Source organism: Bradyrhizobium sp. 33ap4, from assembly GCF_032654765.1.
Classification (GTDB): domain Bacteria; phylum Pseudomonadota; class Alphaproteobacteria; order Rhizobiales; family Xanthobacteraceae; genus Bradyrhizobium; species Bradyrhizobium australafricanum.
On record NZ_JAUMTJ010000034.1, the window covers coordinates 1 to 15,794 of the forward strand.

Here is a 15,794-nt window from a genome sequence, read left to right on the forward strand (position 1 = left end):
AACGGCCCGGAATTACCGGGCCGTCGTCACTCTCGCTGCCATTGTTCTATGGATGCGCTAGTGTCCACACCACCTAGCGCTTGAACCGGCGAGCCGGCCAAGCCGCTGCGCACCGGGTATGCTGAACGGTCCGTTAACACGACCGTTCAAATTGCGCGGTGGCCTCAACGGCATTTTCCATTTCTTTCCGCTAGCGTTGCCCTGACGAACGCAAGGCCAATCAGCTTCGCGGAGTGGGGAAACAGGGACGTGGCCGATATTGCTGACCGGGCAATGATCCACCGTGCATCGCGCAAGGATGCCACGGACGATCGCACCTTGCCGCCGCTGTCGGCCGCGCCGCTCAATGCATGGCGCGCGCTTGCCGCGCGCGCGATCGAGGCCAATGGCTACTATCAGGCGGACTGGGAATTGGCGGTCGATGCCTCCGCGCGCGGCCGCACCGGCGCGGCGCTGCTCAGTGCCGCCGGCGATGCCGGGCAACTGATCGGGCTGTTGCCGGTCGTTCCGATGCGGCGGATCTACCGGATTCCCCTGCCCGCTTTGGTCGGCGCCGAACCTTATGGCACGCTGTGCACGCCGCTGCTCGACCGCGACGCCGCCGAGGAAGCGGTCGACAAGATGCTGCGGCAGGCGCGCAATGCGGGCGCGCATGCGCTGATCCTGCGCACCATGTCGCTCGAGGGGCCGGCCATGGCGGCGATCCGCGCGGTGCTGGCACGAGACGGGTTGCAGCCGCGAATAGTGAGCGCCTACCAGCGCGCCCAGCTGGATGCGACGCGCGATGCCGACGAATTGTTGCGCGACGCGCTGGGGCCCAAGAAGCTGAAGGAGCTGCGCCGCCAGCATCATCGCCTGTCCGACCACGGCGCGGTGCGCTTCGATGTCGCCTGCACGCCGCGCGAGGTTGCGACGGCGCTCGAGACTTTCCTTGTCCTCGAAGCCGGTGGCTGGAAGGGAAAGCGCGGCACGGCGCTGAGCCAGCATGCCGGCGATGCAGCCTTCATCCGCCGCGCGACGTCGGCAATGGCCGAAGCCGGCCGCTGCGAGATCATCACGCTGCATGCGGGCGACACGCCGGTCGCGGGCGGCATCGTGGTGCGTCACCAGGACCGCGCCTTCTTCTTCAAGATCGGCGTCGATGAGCGCTTTGCGAAACATTCGCCCGGCACGCAGTTGACGCTGGAGCTGACGCGCCATCTCTGCGCCGATCCCGCGATCAATTCGGCCGATTCCACCGCGGCGCCCGGCCACCCCATGATCGACCCGATCTGGCGCGGCCGCTTCGCGATCGGCGACGTCTTGCTGCCGCTGCGGCGCCGCGATCCGCTGGTGCCGGCCATTCACGCCGCGCTGACCCTGAACAACTTCGCCTACGAAGCGGCGCGCGGCGCCGTCCGCTTCATCCGCAGCCGGCGCGGCAAGCCCGGATAATGCGGTTTACCCTTTCGTAGGCATGCAGACACATCGGGAAACAAGTGACTGCTGCCGTCAGGTTGGTGTCAGCTGGCCCGACTAGCGTTGCGGCGCGCTGGTTCTCAGACGGCGCGCGCCCTTGCTTCGAAAGCCTCATCTGATGGAAACATCGGATGGGGCTTTTTGCCGGCGCTCGCGACATCCTGACGGCAAACGAAAAGGCCGCCTCAACCGGCGGCCTCTCTGTCTCGCGCTCGGCGCATCATTGGGAAACGCGGCGCGACCAGCGCCTCCCCTTACTGCAACGGCGAGTGCGGTGCCGGCAGCATGATGGTCGAGTGCATCTCCTCGAGCACCTGCGTGCCCTTGCTCAAAAATTCCAGCCAGGCCGGATCCTTCATCGCGTTGCCGCGTGCGGCGGCGCGGGCGTTGAGATCGGGATAGGCCCAGATGTGGCAGACTTCGTTGGGCTGCCCGGCCTCGGTGGTCCAGAGGCCGACGATCTTGGAGTATTTCTCGCGCTCCGGCATCACGCCGGTGATCAGATCGAGCCATTGCTTGGCGCCGCCGACCGGCTTGGCACGATAGTTGCGGAATTCGTAGATGTTGCCTGATGTCGCCGGCGCCACCGGCGGGATGATTGGATTGAGCAGCCGCACCTCCTGCCGCACCAGCAGCGGACGGATCACCGGAATATACTCGCCGGTCCAGCGCGGGTTCTTGGCGAGCTCGGCGCGCAGCCGCGTCCGCTCGTTGAGATCGGCGTAGCTCCACATGTGCATGACCTGATTGAGCGGACCGATCTCCGTGATCCAGTAGCCTTCCAGCTTGCCGAAATTGTCGGCGCGGATATCGCGCGAGATCGTGCTCGCCGCCTTCACCATCTCGCCGACGGCGCCTGGACGGACCGTATAGGTGCGCAGCTCATAGATCATGGTGGTCTCCCCTGATTGTTTCCGATGGATGATGTGGGCAAACGAAAAAGCCCGGCATGAGCCGGGCTTTCGATAGGGATTGTGGACTACTCCGCAGCCTCTGTGTTGATCTCGGCCGAGACCTGGCGGATGGCGCGGGCGAGCTGCTCGGCCGGCTGGGCGCCGGACACCGCGTATTTCTGCGCGAACACGAAGGTCGGCACGCCGGAAATACCCTTCTCGGCGGCCTCCTGGGCCTGCGCCGAGACCAGGGCGACATCCTCGTCGGTGGCAAGACGCTTGCGCACGTCGTCGACATCGAGCCCGACATCGCTTGCCGCCTGCACCAGCACGTTGCTGTCGGTGAGATCGCCGCCGTCGCGGAAATACAGCTCCATCAGCCGCTGCTTCATCTCGGCCGCCTTGCCCCTGGCCTCGGCCCAGTGGATCAGGCGATGGCAGTCGATCGTGTTGGGCTGCCGCTTGACGAGCTCGGGATGGTAGGTGAGCCCCTCCTCATTGGCGGCGGCGACCACGCGGCCGGCAATGCCCTTGTAGGCCTCGACCGAGCCGAACTTGGCGGTGAGATATTCCTCGCGGCTGATGCCTTCGCGCGGCACCCAGTTGTTGAGGAAGAACGGCCGCCAATGCACCTCGACCGGTACATCGGGCACCAGCTTGAGCGCATCCTCGATCCGATGCTTGCCGATATAGCACCAGGGGCAAACGACATCGGAGACGATGTCGAGGCGAAGTGGCTTCAGATCGCTCATGGCGGGTTCCCGGCAGAAATGGAACCCCAAAGGTAGGCCGAAAGCGCTCCGAGACAAGCCGCTATTTCATACTGGCTGCCATCTGCCGCATCCGCTCGGCGGTCAGCTCATCGGCCGGGAAGAAGGTCTCCAGCGCCAGTTCCTGCAGCGTGATGTCGACCGGCGTGCCGAACACCATGGTGGTCGAGATGAAGCTCAGGATCTCGCCATTGAGGCGGAGCTTGAAGGGGAGCGCGACGTTGTTGTCGGTGGTGATCGGGGCCGACCGCGCCGGGATCGGATAGGACTTGAGGTCCTGATAGAGCTTGAGCAGCTCCGGATCGGCCGTTGCCTCGCATTGCCGATGCAGCCGCTCCAGAAGATGCGCGGCCCATTCCGCGAGGTTCACGGTGCGCGGGGCGAGGCCCTCGGGGTGGAAGGCAAGCCGCAGGATGTTGAAGGGCTGGCCGAGCAGCCGCTGCGGCACGCCCTCGAGCAGCGGCGCCACCATGCGATTCGCGGAGACCAGATTCCAGTGCCGGTCATAGGCCAGCGCCGGATTGGGCTCGTGCGCCTTCAGCACCAGGTTGATGGCCTCGCGCGCCGATTTCAGCGCCGGATCATCCAGCGAGCGTTGCGGGAATGCGGGCGCGAAACCCGCGGCGACCAGCAGCACGTTGCGTTCGCGTAGGGGCACGTCGAGGCGCTCCGCCAGTTTGAGGACCATGTCACGCGACGGTGCCGAGCGGCCGGTCTCGACGAAGCTCAAATGCCGCGCCGAGATCTCGGCATCGACGGCAAGGTCGAGCTGGCTGAGATGACGGCGCTGCCGCCACTCGCGCAGGTGTTCGCCGATCGGAACGGGTTTTGCGGGCTCGGCCCGCGCCATGGATGCATGTGCGTTCATGATGCGAAACCTACCATGCGGAATTCGCCCGTTCCATTACGCCTGAGGTAATCGAATTGGCGCGCTGGCCGGCTCATCCTCCACGGCACAGGAGATGACCATGCTGATGCTATCCCTTGTCCGCGCCCTCGCCGTCCTGCTGCCGTGGCTGGTCCATCTGGCCACCTGGCTGCTGGCGCGCTCGCTCAACATGCCGCAGCCGCTCGTGCACGCGACCGGCGTGTTCGTGTTCGCGCACGTCTATGCGGCCGAGATGAGGGTCGGCAAGGCGCTGTGTCCGCTCCGGCTGTGGCGTCAGCTGCAGTCGCTGTTCCGCTGACCACCCCATCCCAACCCGAGGAGACACTGCCATGATCCATTCGTCCCAGCTGCTGCGCCACGCCTTGCTTGCCGACGCCGTCTTCAGCGGCGTATCCGCCATAGCCATGGTGCTCGACGCCGGCGCGCTGGCATCGCTGCTCGGCCTGCCGGAAGCGCTGCTGCGCGAGACCGGGCTGTTCCTGATCGCCTATACCGCGCTGGTCGGCTGGCTCGGCACGCGCATGTCGGTGCCGAAGCTGCTGGTGATGCTGGTGGTCGTCGGCAACGCGGCCTGGACGCTCGCCAGCATCGCGCTGCTGCTGTCGGGCGCGGTGTCGCCGAACCTCTTCGGGACCCTCGTGATCCTGGCCCAGGCGATCGCCACCGGCGTGTTCGCCGAGCTGCAATATGTCGGGCTGCGCCGCAGCGGCGAGACGGTCGCGGCGTAAATCGAATGCCGGATGTGACGAGCGGCCGTCGCGGCAAACGCGGCGGCCGTTTCCGTCAGCTCAGCACGACCGCGACGATCATACCGGCAAAGGTCAGCGCCAGGCCGATGATCAGCATCGGCACCAGACTGCTGCCGGCAAACGGATCGGCCTGATCCTGATGAAACCACGCGCCGTCGATGGCACGCGCGATCGCTTTCGCTCTGTTCCTCATTGCACTGCTCCTGCTTCGCTTCGCCTGTAACGCTCGCCGACCGCCAGCATCACGCCCTGTCCGCCGGCGACGCCCATCTCGAGGCTCGAGGCGATGCGCCGCGCGCGATCGATGAAATGCGCCGCCGCGTCAGGCGGGCACAGCTCGGCCGCGGTCGCCTCGAACAGTTCGAGCCAGCGGTCGAAATGCGCGGCGTCGATCGGCAGCGGCATATGCTTGACCATCGGCGTGCCGTGATAGCGCCCGGTCATCAGCGCAACCGAAGACCAGAACGCGCACATCTGCGCCAGATGCGGCTCCCAATTGCTGATCCTGGTCTCGAACACCGGTCCGATCATCGGGTCCTTGCGGACCTTGGCGTAGAAGGCATGCACCAGCTGCTCGATCATGGCCTCGGTGATCCCGGTCCGCGCGACAATCCCGGCGGTGATCTGCTCGCGGCGCTCTGCTGCTGTCATGGCATACACCCTAAATAGGCATTTCAAATGCCTATTTAGCCTGCTATAGCTGATCCGCCAAGTGCTGATTTCGAAGGGCTTCCATGCGCCTGACATCGTTCACGGATTTTGCGCTCCGCGCCCTGATGCGGCTGGCCGGCGAGCCGGACCGATCGTTTGCGACCAGCGAGATCGCGGCCGAGTTCGACATTTCCCGCAATCACCTTGCCAAGGTGGTGCGCGACCTTGCCGACGCCGGCTTCATTGCCACCCAGCGCGGCGCGGGCGGCGGGTTCTCGCTGGCGCGGCCGGCGGAGACCATCACTCTCGGCCAGGTGGTGCGTGCGCTGGAAGGCGACAGCGCGCTGGTCGAATGTTTCAGGGATGATGGCGGAGATTGCCTGCTGCTGCCGCGCTGCCGGCTGAAGGCGAAGCTCGCGGCGGCGCGAGAGGCCTTCATGCGCGAGCTCGACGGTACGACGCTCGCCGAATGCGCCTACCTGCCGCGTCCCGTCCGCCATCCCGCGAGGGCATCATGACGACGATCACATTCTCGGACGGCGCGTTCGAGGTCGACGCCAACATCGTCGCCGAAGGCCTCGGCATCGCGGTTCCGCTGCTGCAGGCCGGGATGCGCTCGGGCGCAATCACGACGCGCTCGGAGCGCGGGCTCGACGCCGATCAGGGGCGCCATCGCCTCACATTCTTCTCGGGGAGCAAGCGTTTCCGTCTCGTTATCGACGAGCACGGCACGATCATCCAGCGCTCGACGCTGGATTTCGGCAATTCCCCGTTGCCACGCGCGGCGCACCGGCCGAGCGGCTAGAGAGACCTCGTCCCGGATATCAGGCGTTCAGCGCCCGAGCGGTGCCGCGCTTCGACGAGGCAGCCTTCTTGCCCGCCGTGTTGATCAGGCTATGGCCATTGAGGTGACTGCCGTTCAGCGCCGTGCCGTTGGCGAGCTTGCCGATTGCTTTGGCAGCCTTCTTCGCCTTCCGCTGTCTGGCCCGCTCCTCGGCGAGCTTCTCGGCCTTGCGCTGTGCCTTCCGCTCGGCTCTTTCCTTCAGCCGCACCCGCTCCGCCCTCGCCTCCGCGCGCTTCTTCTTGCGCTTCTTCTCGCAGGCATCGCACTTGCAGCCGATCGGCTTCAGATAGGCTTTGAAATAGTCGGTTCCGTAGTCGTAATTGATTTCGTCGCCCGGCTCGATGTCCTTGATGGCGCGGATGAACACCTTGCGCTTGCGTGGGCGAACGTCGGATTCCGCGTTCGGCCTGCAGGCATGGTTGATGTAGCGGGCGACGTTTTCGCGGATCGAGCCGTCGATGGTCCAGCGGTTGGTGAGCTCGAACAGATATTTGTTCTCGATCGCGTCCTCATCCTTCTTCTTCGAGTCGAGCAACGGCCCGAAATAACGGATGATCTTGGTGCCTTTCTTGATCGGCTTGGTGGCGAAAAGGCCAAGACCGGTACGGGAACGGCCGACGCGATAGGGCTTGTTGGATGATATCGTGGGCATGACGATCGAGGTTACGGCACGCAGGTGCACGCGACAGAAGTTGCGAAGCCGCCCTTCTAGGACGATTCCGCGCGCCTGTCAGGTGTTTCCCGCATGTCTATTGAACCTTCCCCAGATTGCATATGTCAGAGACAAAGTAACGTCCGGATCGCAGGTTTCCCCCGATGAAATACCTTGCTTTTGCAACAGTCTTTATGACGGCTGCCGGCGCAAGTCCCGGCCATGCCGGCTCTGTGGCGATCAGCAGCAGCTACTCATCGACCGCGCCGAAGGCCTGCCGCATGATCGGCAAGCCCAGCGAAGAGGACGGCAGCACCACCAGGGTCTGTCCGGGAAAATCCGGGCTTGTGGTGCTGATCAACGAGGGCGACCTGCGCGAAGTGGTCTCGGTCGGCCGAAACCGCGAGGCAGCAGCCAGGGAACCGGCCGCGCGGGCCTGGTTCGGCCCGTTCAGTTCGACCGGCGACAGGGTCGAATGGCGTGCAGCCGGCGGCAAACCGTTTGCGATCATCAGCGCTGGCAGATCGCCGACAACAGCGAACTGGACAAGCGCGGCGGTCCTGTCTCGCGGGCAATGCTCGCCGTGACCCGGCTGCCGCCGGGCGATGTCTGTCATGTCGCCTATGTCGACGTCGCGGCCAATCCCAACGCCAACGAGTTGGCGCGGCAGGCTGCCGATGATTTCGCCCGCGATTTCAAATGCGGCACGGATACGGTGAAGACGATCGGACAGAGCGGCCGGACCACGTCGCTTGTGAGGCGCTAGTGTGCTGAATGCGAAGTTCGTGCGATTTCGCGGCAGCCACTTTCACGAACTTCGCATTCATAAAGCACACTAGAATCATAAGTTTGCTAGTGTCCTTATCGAATCCGAAGTTCGCTCCGAAGGTACGGCAAATGATGCGAACTTCGGATTCGGGACACTAGCCCAGGGGCAGCACTGGTTATTGCCGCGCCGAGCGGCCCGCGGACAATCGCAGCATCGCGGTCAATAGCGTTTCCGCGGATGTGCCCTCGGGCGACCGATCCAGAATCGTCTTGAGGCGTCCGTCGAGCAGCAGCATGGTGAAACCATGCACCAGCGACCAGGCCGACGCGATCGCGGCGGCCTGATCCAGCGTAAGCTGCTCCTTGGAAATCTGCTCGTGCCGGCTAGCGCCGACGCCGCGGGTCAGCCCTGCGAACGAAGCCTCGGACGCCTCGTGCAGCGACGGGCGCGAGTGATCAAGCCGCTCGCTGCGGAACATCAGCCCGTACATGCCGGGATGTGCCTGGGCATAGGCAACATAAGCCTTGGCGCTCGCCACGCCCTTCTCGGGCGTCGTGGCCGCCGAAGCGTCCGCAGCCGCCATTGCCAGGCCGAATTGCCGGAAACCGATCGCCGCGAGTTCGCTGAGCAAACCGGTTAGATCGCCGAAATGATGCGTCGGGGCGGCGTGCGATACGCCGGCCTCGCGCGCCACCGCACGCAATGTCAGCCCCGCCAATCCATCACGCTCGAGCACGCGCTCGGCGGCCTTCAACAGTGCCTCATGCAGATCGCCGTGATGATACGGCGTGTCGTTGGCGCGGCGCCGTTGGACCGGACGAGCTGCCGTAGTCCGCGCAACCCGGCGGGTCGGAGCCTGTGCCGGAGTCGCCTTGTTTTCTTTGGAGATTCTTGCCATGCGGCCTTATAGGTCGCAATTTTTACACTGTAAAGATTTTGCTTGACGATCGGCGGCGTCATCCTTACTGATATCTTTACGATGTAAAGATCATAATGCAGGGAGATGCGGAATGCTCGACCAGGTCACATCCAACGCGGCGCGCACCAATCTGGCGCCCATCCCATTCGAAGCCGACGCGCCGTTCCTGAAGATCTCGGGCGAATTGCCGCGCGAGCTGAACGGCACGCTCTATCGCAACGGCCCCAATCCGCAGTTCGAGGCGCCGGGTGCGCACTGGTTCGTCGGCGACGGCATGCTGCACGCCTTCCATCTCGAGAACGGCCGCGCCAGCTACCGCAACCGCTGGGTCCGTACGCCGAAATGGCAGGCCGAGCACGATGCCGGTCGCGCGCTGTTCGGCGGCTTCGGCCGCAAGATGCCGGATGCGCCGGCCACCACAACGACGGACGGCGGCGTCGCCAACACCAACATCATCTTCCATGGCGGCCGCCTGCTCGCGCTCGAGGAAGGCCATCTGCCGACCGAGATCGAACCCGGCACGCTCAATCGCCTCGGCTATTGCGACTACAAGGGCGCGATCACAGGCCCCTTCACCGCCCATCCGAAGATCGATCCGGCGACCGGCGAAATGGTGTTCTTCGGCTACAACGCCGCGGGTCCGCTGACGCCGGCGCTGTCGTTCGGCGCGGTGAGCTCGTCCGGCGTGGTGACGCGGTTCGAACGCTTCGAGGCGCCCTATGCCAGCATGGTGCACGACTTCATCGTCACCGAGAATCATGTGCTGTTTCCGATCCTGCCGATCACCGGCAGCATGCAGCGCGCGATGCGCGGACAGGCGCCCTACGCCTGGGAGCCGGAGAAAGGCGCCTATGTCGGCGTCATGAGGCGCAGCGGCGCGTCAAAGGACATCGTCTGGTTCCGCGCCGAGACCTGCTACGTTTTCCACGTGATGAACGCGTGGGAAGACGGCAACCGCATCATCGCCGACGTGATGCAGTTCGAGGAAGCGCCGCTGTTCAATCATCCCGACGGCTCGCCGACCGATCCGCAGAAGAACCGCGCGCGCTATTGCCGCTGGACCTTCGACCTCTCCGGCAACACCGACCGCTTCACGCAAACCTATCTCGACGACCTCACCGGCGAATTCCCCCGCGTCGACGATCGCCGCGCCGGATTTGCCAGCAATCACGGCTGGTACGCCTGCGCCAACCCCGATCTGCCGATGTTCGGCGCGCTGTCGGGCATCGTACATGTCGACGGCCGTGGCAAGCGGCTCGGCCACTATCTGCTGCCCGCCGGCGATACGATCTCCGAGCCTGTGTTCGTCGAGCGCAGCGCTGACGCCGCAGAAGGCGACGGCTGGCTGCTCGCGGTGGTCTGGCGCGCCCGCGAAAACCGCAGCGACCTCGCCGTGTTCAACGCGCAAGATGTTGAAGCGGGCCCGACCGCGCTGGTCCATCTCGGCCACCGCGTGCCGGATGGATTCCACGGCAATTGGGTGGGGGCGGAGTAGCCAACGACCACTCCGGACGTCAGTGCGCCAGCCTCTCCACGCGTCATGCCCGGGCTTGTCCCGGGCATCCACGTCTTTGTCGCCGCTGACCGAAAACGAGCGGTCGCCACTTTATGTTATTGGCAAATCTTGGATTTTTCTGCCACCTCACGATTTTGACACTGTAAAGATTTCGCTTGACGCCTCCGTTGCCCACCATTAGTATATCTTTACACTGTAAAGATAAAGCCGATGAGGCTCACCATGACGATCTTCCTGATCCTCGCTCCCTACGGCGCCTTCGCCATGCTGATGCTGGTGACCTCGGCCACGGTGAGCCTGCTCAGTGCCGCCCTGATCTGCCTCGCTGCCATCGCGTTCGATGTCGCGCGCGGCCGCAGCATCAAGATCCTCGGCGTCGGTTCGGTCGTCATCTTCGCCGCGATCGGCTCCTACCTCACCTTCGTCGATGCGACGCTGAGCAACACCGCGGTGAAGATCGCAGTCGATGCCGGCATCCTGCTGGTGTCGCTCGGCTCGATCATGATCGGCCGTCCCTTCACGCGGCAATATGCGCTGGAGCAGGTCGATGCCGAGACCGCGAAGCTGCCCGGCTTCCTCCATGCCAACTACCTTATCACCGGAGCCTGGACCGTCGCGATGCTGCTCATGCTGATCGGCAACGTTGCGGTGCTATACGTGCCGGCGCTGCCGCTGTGGACCGGCCTCTTGATCGCCTTCGCCGCACGCAATGCCGCGGTCGGCTTTACCCACTGGTATCCGCACTATCGCGCGGTCAAGGACGCGACGCCGCCGGCCGGCGCGCTGCCCTCACGCTAGACGCTGCCATCATCACAACCATTATCCCGAGGAAACGGAAACCACGATGAAGAGCGTATTTGCCAGGCTTGCGAGCGACTTCCTCTCCACCATCGTCTTCCTGGTGGTCTATTTCGCCACCGACAATGTCCTGATCGCCACCGGCGTTGCGATCGCGGGCGCGATCGCCCAAGTGGTCTATGCGCGCGTCAAGGGACAGGCGCTCGGCTACATGACCTGGGCGAGCCTTGGGCTGGTGATCGTGCTCGGCGGCGCGACGCTTTTCACCAACGATCCGCGCTTCGTGCTGGCGAAGCCGGCCATCGGCCACATCGCGATTGGCGCGATCATGCTCAAGCGCGGCTGGATGCTGCGCTATCTGCCGCCGATCGTGACCGAGACGATTCCGGAATACGCCACCCTCGCCGGCTACGCTTGGGCCGGGCTGATGTTCATCCTCGCCGCCGGCACCATTGCGATCGCGGCGACCGGCGACATGAAGCTGTGGGCATTCTACGTGTCGGTGGTGCTGGTCGGCGCCAAGATCGCCGCCTTCGCGATCCAGTATGTCGCCTTCCGCGTCCTGGTCGGAAGCCGGCTGCGCGCCGCCGCCCGCGCCTGATCGCCGCAGCCGCGAACTAGGCGCGCAAGGCAAGATGGGCTATACCCGCGCACGCGTTTTCTTCGCGCGAACGGTAGCCATCTCGCTTGAAAGCGCCTTACCTGGAGGGGAGACATCAATGGCGGTGGACGGAAACTGGAATCTCACGATGACGACGCCGATGGGCGAGCGCAAGGCGACGCTGTCGCTGGCAAGCTCCGGCGGCACGCTCACCGGCACGCAGGGCGCCGAGGGCAATTCCACCGAAATCTTCGACGGCACCGTGAACGGCGACGACGTCGCCTGGAAGGTTTCCATCACCAATCCGATGCCGCTGACGCTCGAATTCACCGGCAAGGTCTCCGGCGACGGCATCTCCGGCGAGATGGGCATCGGCCCAATGGGCAGCTTCCCTTTCACCGGCACGCGGGCATAACCGCGGCACACGCACACGCATGCGCATCCTGGCATCCGTTGCCATCATGGCGTTATCAGCCACGACGGCTTCCGCGCAGCAGGCAAGCGAAGCCGAACCGGCGTGGCGCGCGAGCGCGGTCGCGCTGGTGCCGACCGGATATGTTGCGGGCACCTCTTCCACCACGGATACCGCCGGTACCACCGGCTACCTCGCGGTCTATGCCGCGAGCGCGGACGACCCGAAGACGCCGGCAAGCGTCTTCGCGCCGCGTCAGATGATGGTCGTGACGCTAAGCAAGGACGGCACGCGCGCGCTGTCGGCTGAACTGAAGCCGCGCGGTCCGAGCGACATCGCGACCGGAAATGCCGACGGGGCGGACAATGACTTTGCCGCGCGCCAGGCCGAGCTTGACGCGAACCGAAACGCACTGCCCGCTGGCACCGAGCCATGCGACCTCGGCGCCTGGTCGGAGGACAAGGACCTCGCAGGCCTCAACGTGCGCGCCGAGCCGTCGGTGAAGGCACGCGTGCTCGGCAAGCTGCCGCCACCCTACCATCTCAAGATGGGCGGGGCCGAGAACACGCCGGAGGGCGGCTGGCTCACCGAGTTTCGTATCATCGGCTTCAAGGACGGCTGGTTTCTGATCGAAGGCGCGATGCCGCCGGGCAAGGCCTATGAAGATGACAAGCGCTATCCGCGCAACGCGCCAAAGCCTTATGCCGGGCGCGGATGGGTTGCCGCCAACAAGGTCGGCGCGAGCTACGCCAACGGCTACACCCGCATGGGCGGGCTGTTCCAGGCCCCCTTCGTCGACGCCAAGTGGACGCCGGCGCTGCGCAAGCTCGGCGGTGAGTTCGATACCGACGATGGTCCGAAACGCATCCTCGCCTGCAGCGGGCACTGGGCGCTGGTGGAGAGCCATGACGGCGTGCGCGGCTGGTGGCGCAGCCTGTGCTCCAACCAGGTGACGAACTGCAGCTAGAACCAGATCTGCATCGGCAGATCGTACGCGTCTCGCTGCGGCGCTTCGGGAACGCTTCCGCATGGTTCGCGCGCAGCCAGCGCCACTGCACATGCATCCAGCACATCGTCGCGCTTCGCGCCGGTGCCGGTCCGAACTTCCGTCAGCCAGCGATCGATCTCGCGGAAGCCTGATCGCTTCAGCAGCCTGCGTCGGAGCGCATCGCCCTCCTCCGACTTCTTGCGCGGCAGAGACGCATCGCCGTTCAGCCGCAGGAACACCAGTTCGGGATGCACCTCGCGGATATCGCGCGTGGCGTTCGCGCGCACGAACGCATCGACCTCCATGATCTTCGGCCCAATGTGCCAGAGCTGGCGCGACACACGGGTCTGGCCGCGGCGCCGCGCTTCCTCGTTCGCCGCATCCGGATCATCAAACTCCTGCCACAGCCAGCGCCGCGCGCCGGTGAAGACGCGCGAGCTGTGCGGGCGCAATCTTACGCGCGCGAGAAGGTCGCAATCGCGCTCGCCGTCATCGGTCAGACCGATCGGGATATCGATCCCGGCGCGATCGAACGGACGCGAAAGCGCGTCCGCAATGTCGCTGTGAAAGGAAATCGTACGCTGGTCGCCGTCGATGGTGACGGCGACCCAGCCCTTGGAGAACCCGTCGAGGCCGACCGCAATCAACCCCGATCCTCAACCGAGATTCAATTCCTTGAAGAAGTCGTTGCCCTTGTCGTCGATGATGATGAAGGCCGGGAAGTCGACCACTTCGATGCGCCAGATCGCTTCCATGCCGAGCTCGGGATACTCGACCACCTCGACCTTCTTGATGCAGTGCTCGGCGAGGTTCGCCGCGGCGCCGCCGATCGAGCCGAGGTAGAAGCCGCCATGCTTCTTGCAAGCCTCGCGCACAGCGACCGCGCGGTTGCCCTTGGCAACCATCACCATCGAGCCGCCGGCCGCCTGGAACTGGTCGACGAAGGAGTCCATGCGTCCCGCCGTGGTCGGGCCGAACGCACCGGAGGCGTAGCCATCGGGCGTCTTGGCGGGACCGGCGTAATAGACCGGATGGTTCTTGAAATAATCCGGCAACGGCTCGCCCTTCTCCAGCCGCTCGCGCAGCTTGGCGTGCGCCGAGTCGCGCGCCACGATCATGGTGCCGGTCATCGAGACGCGGGTCTTGATCGGATATTGCGACAGCGTTGCGAGGATCTCCTTCATCGGCTTGTTGAGGTCGATCTTGACGACCTCACCGCCGAGCGACTGCTCCACCGCGGGCAGATACTGCGCCGGGTTGTGCTCGAGCTCCTCGAGATAGACGCCGTCCCTGGTGATCTTGCCGAGCACCTGGCGGTCCGCCGAACAGGACACGCCAAGCCCAATCGGCAGCGAGGCGCCGTGACGCGGCATCCGGATCACGCGCACGTCATGGCAGAAATACTTGCCGCCGAACTGCGCGCCGACGCCGAGCGACTGCGTCATCTTGAGGATTTCCTGCTCCATCTCGAGATCGCGGAACGCATTGCCGTCGGCCGAGCCGTGGGTCGGCAGCGCGTCGAGATAGCGCGCCGAGGCGAGCTTCACGGTCTTCATGCAGAGCTCGGCCGAGGTGCCGCCGATCACGATCGCAAGGTGGTACGGGGGACACGCCGCGGTGCCGAGCGTCAGCACCTTCTCCTTCAGGAAGGCCAGCAGCCGGTCCTTGGTCAGCACCGAGGGCGTCGCCTGGAACAGGAAGCTCTTGTTGGCGCTTCCGCCGCCCTTGGCCATGAACATGAACTTGTAGGCATCATCGCCCTCGGCGTAAATCTCGCACTGCGCCGGCATGTTGTTGGCGGTGTTCTTCTCCTCATACATCGACAAGGGAGCTACCTGCGAGTAGCGCAGATTGCGGCGCAGATAGGCATCGCGCGCGCCTTCGGACAGCGCGGCCTCGTCGTCGCCGTCGGTGATGACGTTGCATCCCTTCTTGCCCATGATGATCGCGGTGCCGGTGTCCTGGCACATCGGCAGCACGCCGCCGGCCGCGATGTTGGCATTCTTCAGGAAGTCGAAGGCGACGAACTTGTCGTTGTCGCTGGCTTCCTTGTCCTCGAGGATCGAGCGGAGCTGCTTCAGGTGGCCCGGCCGCAGATAGTGGTTGATGTCGCCGAAGGCGGCCTCGGAAAGCGCCCGCAGCGCCTCCCGCGACACCACAAGCATGTCCTTGCCCAACACCTTCTCGACCCGGACGCCCTCGCTCGTGACCTTCTTGTAGGGCGTGGTGTCGGCACCAAGCGGGAACAGAGGCGTGTGCTTGTAGGGCGGAACGGGCTTCTGCTGGTCGGGAAAAGCTGAGGGGGCGTTCATGAGCTGCTCGTCGGTTTCGAAAGGCCGGTGCCGGCCGCGAGGCCGCCGGCAATGTAGAGCCGTTCTAAGCCTTTTTCCGACAAAGGAAAGGGAAGCGGGCCGCCTTCCAGCCATGCGCGGGACCGGCAATCCACGTGCTATGTTTCATGCCATCGTAATCCCAAGTTGCCACAACGCCGGCAAGCCGCGGAACGGCCAAGGAAACCATCAGGAAGCCATCAGGAGACCTTCATGAAGACAGCGCTTTTCGTCTGGTTCGCGGCGCTGGCCTTGTTGATCGCGATCCCGACCGGCGCCGATGCCGCCCGCCTCGGCAGGCCCTGCGGCGGCCTTGCCGGACTGCAATGCGGCAGTCGCGGCCAGTTCTGCCAGTTCAAGCCCGGGACCTGCGGCCGCTTCGACCAGACCGGCACCTGCGCGTTCCGCCCGACGATCTGCAACAAGATCTTCAAGCCCGTATGCGGCTGCGACGGCAAGACCTATGGCAATGATTGCGAGCGCCGGGCCGCCGGGGCTTCCAAAGCGCAGGACGGCAGGTGCGCGTCCTGACGTGGCCATATTGACGCGCTCCGC

Annotated in this window: 20 protein-coding genes and 1 pseudogene; 12 read left to right on the forward strand and 9 right to left on the reverse strand. The window is 64.9% G+C overall.

Annotated elements, in window-relative coordinates; translation table 11 throughout:
• Window positions 1-249: 249 nt before the first annotated feature.
• Window positions 250-1,434: a GNAT family N-acetyltransferase gene (locus Q2M23_RS24955; RefSeq protein ID WP_316397368.1), complete on the forward strand. Its 1,185-nt coding sequence runs from the start codon at window positions 250-252 to the stop codon at window positions 1,432-1,434.
• A gap of 278 nt (window positions 1,435-1,712) precedes the next feature.
• Here the strand turns inward: Q2M23_RS24955 and Q2M23_RS24960 are convergent, their stop codons facing one another.
• The 3 genes from Q2M23_RS24960 to Q2M23_RS24970 form a co-directional block, all read right to left on the reverse strand.
• Complete coding sequence (locus Q2M23_RS24960; RefSeq protein WP_057018355.1) at window positions 1,713-2,351, reverse strand: NIPSNAP family protein; 639 nt, start codon at window positions 2,349-2,351, stop codon at window positions 1,713-1,715.
• 86 nt (window positions 2,352-2,437) lie between these two features.
• Window positions 2,438-3,103, reverse strand: a complete 666-nt coding sequence (locus Q2M23_RS24965) for a DsbA family protein (RefSeq protein ID WP_168854962.1) — start codon at window positions 3,101-3,103, stop codon at window positions 2,438-2,440.
• Window positions 3,104-3,164: 61 nt separating this feature from the next.
• The gene (locus tag Q2M23_RS24970; RefSeq protein ID WP_038385984.1) at window positions 3,165-3,989 is read right to left on the reverse strand and encodes a helix-turn-helix domain-containing protein; all 825 of its coding nucleotides are present in this window, start codon (window positions 3,987-3,989) and stop codon (window positions 3,165-3,167) included.
• Between the two features lie 94 nt (window positions 3,990-4,083).
• Here Q2M23_RS24970 and Q2M23_RS24975 point away from each other — a divergent pair, with 94 nt between their 5' ends.
• Window positions 4,084-4,308, forward strand: coding sequence for a hypothetical protein (locus Q2M23_RS24975; protein ID WP_076825597.1), 225 nt, complete (start codon window positions 4,084-4,086; stop codon window positions 4,306-4,308).
• Window positions 4,309-4,339: 31 nt separating this feature from the next.
• On the forward strand, window positions 4,340-4,738 hold the full coding sequence (locus Q2M23_RS24980) for a hypothetical protein (RefSeq protein WP_316397369.1): 399 nt from the start codon (window positions 4,340-4,342) through the stop codon (window positions 4,736-4,738).
• Window positions 4,739-4,793: 55 nt separating this feature from the next.
• Here Q2M23_RS24980 and Q2M23_RS24985 read toward each other — a convergent pair whose 3' ends face one another.
• Both Q2M23_RS24985 and Q2M23_RS24990 read right to left on the reverse strand, forming a co-directional pair.
• On the reverse strand, window positions 4,794-4,952 hold the full coding sequence (locus tag Q2M23_RS24985; RefSeq protein ID WP_194295321.1) for a hypothetical protein: 159 nt from the start codon (window positions 4,950-4,952) through the stop codon (window positions 4,794-4,796).
• The gene (locus tag Q2M23_RS24990) at window positions 4,949-5,410 is read right to left on the reverse strand and encodes a group III truncated hemoglobin (RefSeq protein ID WP_283070352.1); all 462 of its coding nucleotides are present in this window, start codon (window positions 5,408-5,410) and stop codon (window positions 4,949-4,951) included. Before Q2M23_RS24990 ends, Q2M23_RS24985 begins: the two co-directional genes overlap by 4 nt.
• 83 nt (window positions 5,411-5,493) lie before the next feature.
• Here Q2M23_RS24990 and Q2M23_RS24995 point away from each other — a divergent pair, with 83 nt between their 5' ends.
• Together Q2M23_RS24995 and Q2M23_RS25000 are read left to right on the forward strand one after the other, a co-directional pair.
• Window positions 5,494-5,928, forward strand: coding sequence for an RrF2 family transcriptional regulator (locus tag Q2M23_RS24995; protein ID WP_057018350.1), 435 nt, complete (start codon window positions 5,494-5,496; stop codon window positions 5,926-5,928).
• Window positions 5,925-6,215, forward strand: coding sequence for a DUF6522 family protein (locus Q2M23_RS25000; RefSeq protein WP_057018349.1), 291 nt, complete (start codon window positions 5,925-5,927; stop codon window positions 6,213-6,215). Before Q2M23_RS24995 ends, Q2M23_RS25000 begins: the two co-directional genes overlap by 4 nt.
• A 19-nt stretch (window positions 6,216-6,234) precedes the next feature.
• On the opposite strand, the gene Q2M23_RS25005 is transcribed toward Q2M23_RS25000, so the two are convergent.
• Window positions 6,235-6,906, reverse strand: coding sequence for an SET domain-containing protein (locus Q2M23_RS25005; RefSeq protein WP_057018454.1), 672 nt, complete (start codon window positions 6,904-6,906; stop codon window positions 6,235-6,237).
• A gap of 194 nt (window positions 6,907-7,100) precedes the next feature.
• On the opposite strand from Q2M23_RS25005, the pseudogene Q2M23_RS25010 reads away from it, so the two are divergent.
• Window positions 7,101-7,672 (forward strand): annotated as a pseudogene (locus Q2M23_RS25010) (hypothetical protein).
• A gap of 178 nt (window positions 7,673-7,850) precedes the next feature.
• Here Q2M23_RS25010 and Q2M23_RS25015 read toward each other — a convergent pair.
• A complete protein-coding gene (locus Q2M23_RS25015) occupies window positions 7,851-8,573 on the reverse strand; it encodes a TetR/AcrR family transcriptional regulator (RefSeq protein ID WP_316397370.1) in 723 nt (240 codons plus the stop codon).
• Between the two features lie 112 nt (window positions 8,574-8,685).
• Here Q2M23_RS25015 and Q2M23_RS25020 point away from each other — a divergent pair, with 112 nt between their 5' ends.
• The 5 genes from Q2M23_RS25020 (at window position 8,686) to Q2M23_RS25040 (ending at window position 12,888) form a co-directional block, all read left to right on the forward strand.
• Window positions 8,686-10,089: a carotenoid oxygenase family protein gene (locus Q2M23_RS25020; protein ID WP_092085002.1), complete on the forward strand. Its 1,404-nt coding sequence runs from the start codon at window positions 8,686-8,688 to the stop codon at window positions 10,087-10,089.
• Between the two features lie 243 nt (window positions 10,090-10,332).
• Window positions 10,333-10,908, forward strand: a complete 576-nt coding sequence (locus Q2M23_RS25025; RefSeq protein WP_176936999.1) for a hypothetical protein — start codon at window positions 10,333-10,335, stop codon at window positions 10,906-10,908.
• A gap of 46 nt (window positions 10,909-10,954) precedes the next feature.
• Window positions 10,955-11,509, forward strand: a complete 555-nt coding sequence (locus tag Q2M23_RS25030; RefSeq protein ID WP_316397371.1) for an inner membrane-spanning protein YciB — start codon at window positions 10,955-10,957, stop codon at window positions 11,507-11,509.
• Between the two features lie 118 nt (window positions 11,510-11,627).
• Window positions 11,628-11,924: a hypothetical protein gene (locus tag Q2M23_RS25035; RefSeq protein ID WP_028337138.1), complete on the forward strand. Its 297-nt coding sequence runs from the start codon at window positions 11,628-11,630 to the stop codon at window positions 11,922-11,924.
• 19 nt (window positions 11,925-11,943) lie between these two features.
• Window positions 11,944-12,888: a hypothetical protein gene (locus tag Q2M23_RS25040; RefSeq protein WP_057018344.1), complete on the forward strand. Its 945-nt coding sequence runs from the start codon at window positions 11,944-11,946 to the stop codon at window positions 12,886-12,888.
• On the opposite strand, the gene Q2M23_RS25045 is transcribed toward Q2M23_RS25040, so the two are convergent.
• Window positions 12,885-13,556 (reverse strand): DUF429 domain-containing protein, encoded by a 672-nt coding sequence (locus Q2M23_RS25045; RefSeq protein ID WP_316397372.1) that lies wholly within the window; start codon window positions 13,554-13,556, stop codon window positions 12,885-12,887. The two genes, Q2M23_RS25040 and Q2M23_RS25045, sit on opposite strands and share 4 nt — an antisense overlap.
• A 9-nt stretch (window positions 13,557-13,565) precedes the next feature.
• Window positions 13,566-15,221, reverse strand: coding sequence for a fumarate hydratase (locus Q2M23_RS25050; RefSeq protein WP_038386003.1), 1,656 nt, complete (start codon window positions 15,219-15,221; stop codon window positions 13,566-13,568).
• A 231-nt stretch (window positions 15,222-15,452) separates the two neighbouring features.
• Here Q2M23_RS25050 and Q2M23_RS25055 point away from each other — a divergent pair, with 231 nt between their 5' ends.
• Complete coding sequence (locus Q2M23_RS25055; RefSeq protein WP_057018342.1) at window positions 15,453-15,770, forward strand: Kazal-type serine protease inhibitor family protein; 318 nt, start codon at window positions 15,453-15,455, stop codon at window positions 15,768-15,770.
• The last annotated feature ends 24 nt before the right edge of the window (window positions 15,771-15,794 follow it).

Coding starts and splice junctions, on each gene's coding strand:
- Q2M23_RS24960 (WP_057018355.1), bottom strand. CDS start 2,351: ATGATCTATGAGCTGCGCACCTATACGGTCCGTCCAGGCGCCGTCGGC.
- Q2M23_RS24965 (WP_168854962.1), bottom strand. CDS start 3,103: ATGAGCGATCTGAAGCCACTTCGCCTCGACATCGTCTCCGATGTCGTT.
- Q2M23_RS24970 (WP_038385984.1), bottom strand. CDS start 3,989: ATGAACGCACATGCATCCATGGCGCGGGCCGAGCCCGCAAAACCCGTT.
- Q2M23_RS24975 (WP_076825597.1), top strand. CDS start 4,084: ATGACCATGCTGATGCTATCCCTTGTCCGCGCCCTCGCCGTCCTGCTG.
- Q2M23_RS24980 (WP_316397369.1), top strand. CDS start 4,340: ATGATCCATTCGTCCCAGCTGCTGCGCCACGCCTTGCTTGCCGACGCC.
- Q2M23_RS24985 (WP_194295321.1), bottom strand. CDS start 4,952: ATGAGGAACAGAGCGAAAGCGATCGCGCGTGCCATCGACGGCGCGTGG.
- Q2M23_RS24990 (WP_283070352.1), bottom strand. CDS start 5,410: ATGACAGCAGCAGAGCGCCGCGAGCAGATCACCGCCGGGATTGTCGCG.
- Q2M23_RS24995 (WP_057018350.1), top strand. CDS start 5,494: ATGCGCCTGACATCGTTCACGGATTTTGCGCTCCGCGCCCTGATGCGG.
- Q2M23_RS25000 (WP_057018349.1), top strand. CDS start 5,925: ATGACGACGATCACATTCTCGGACGGCGCGTTCGAGGTCGACGCCAAC.
- Q2M23_RS25005 (WP_057018454.1), bottom strand. CDS start 6,906: ATGCCCACGATATCATCCAACAAGCCCTATCGCGTCGGCCGTTCCCGT.
- Q2M23_RS25015 (WP_316397370.1), bottom strand. CDS start 8,573: ATGGCAAGAATCTCCAAAGAAAACAAGGCGACTCCGGCACAGGCTCCG.
- Q2M23_RS25020 (WP_092085002.1), top strand. CDS start 8,686: ATGCTCGACCAGGTCACATCCAACGCGGCGCGCACCAATCTGGCGCCC.
- Q2M23_RS25025 (WP_176936999.1), top strand. CDS start 10,333: ATGACGATCTTCCTGATCCTCGCTCCCTACGGCGCCTTCGCCATGCTG.
- Q2M23_RS25030 (WP_316397371.1), top strand. CDS start 10,955: ATGAAGAGCGTATTTGCCAGGCTTGCGAGCGACTTCCTCTCCACCATC.
- Q2M23_RS25035 (WP_028337138.1), top strand. CDS start 11,628: ATGGCGGTGGACGGAAACTGGAATCTCACGATGACGACGCCGATGGGC.
- Q2M23_RS25040 (WP_057018344.1), top strand. CDS start 11,944: ATGCGCATCCTGGCATCCGTTGCCATCATGGCGTTATCAGCCACGACG.
- Q2M23_RS25050 (WP_038386003.1), bottom strand. CDS start 15,221: ATGAACGCCCCCTCAGCTTTTCCCGACCAGCAGAAGCCCGTTCCGCCC.
- Q2M23_RS25055 (WP_057018342.1), top strand. CDS start 15,453: ATGAAGACAGCGCTTTTCGTCTGGTTCGCGGCGCTGGCCTTGTTGATC.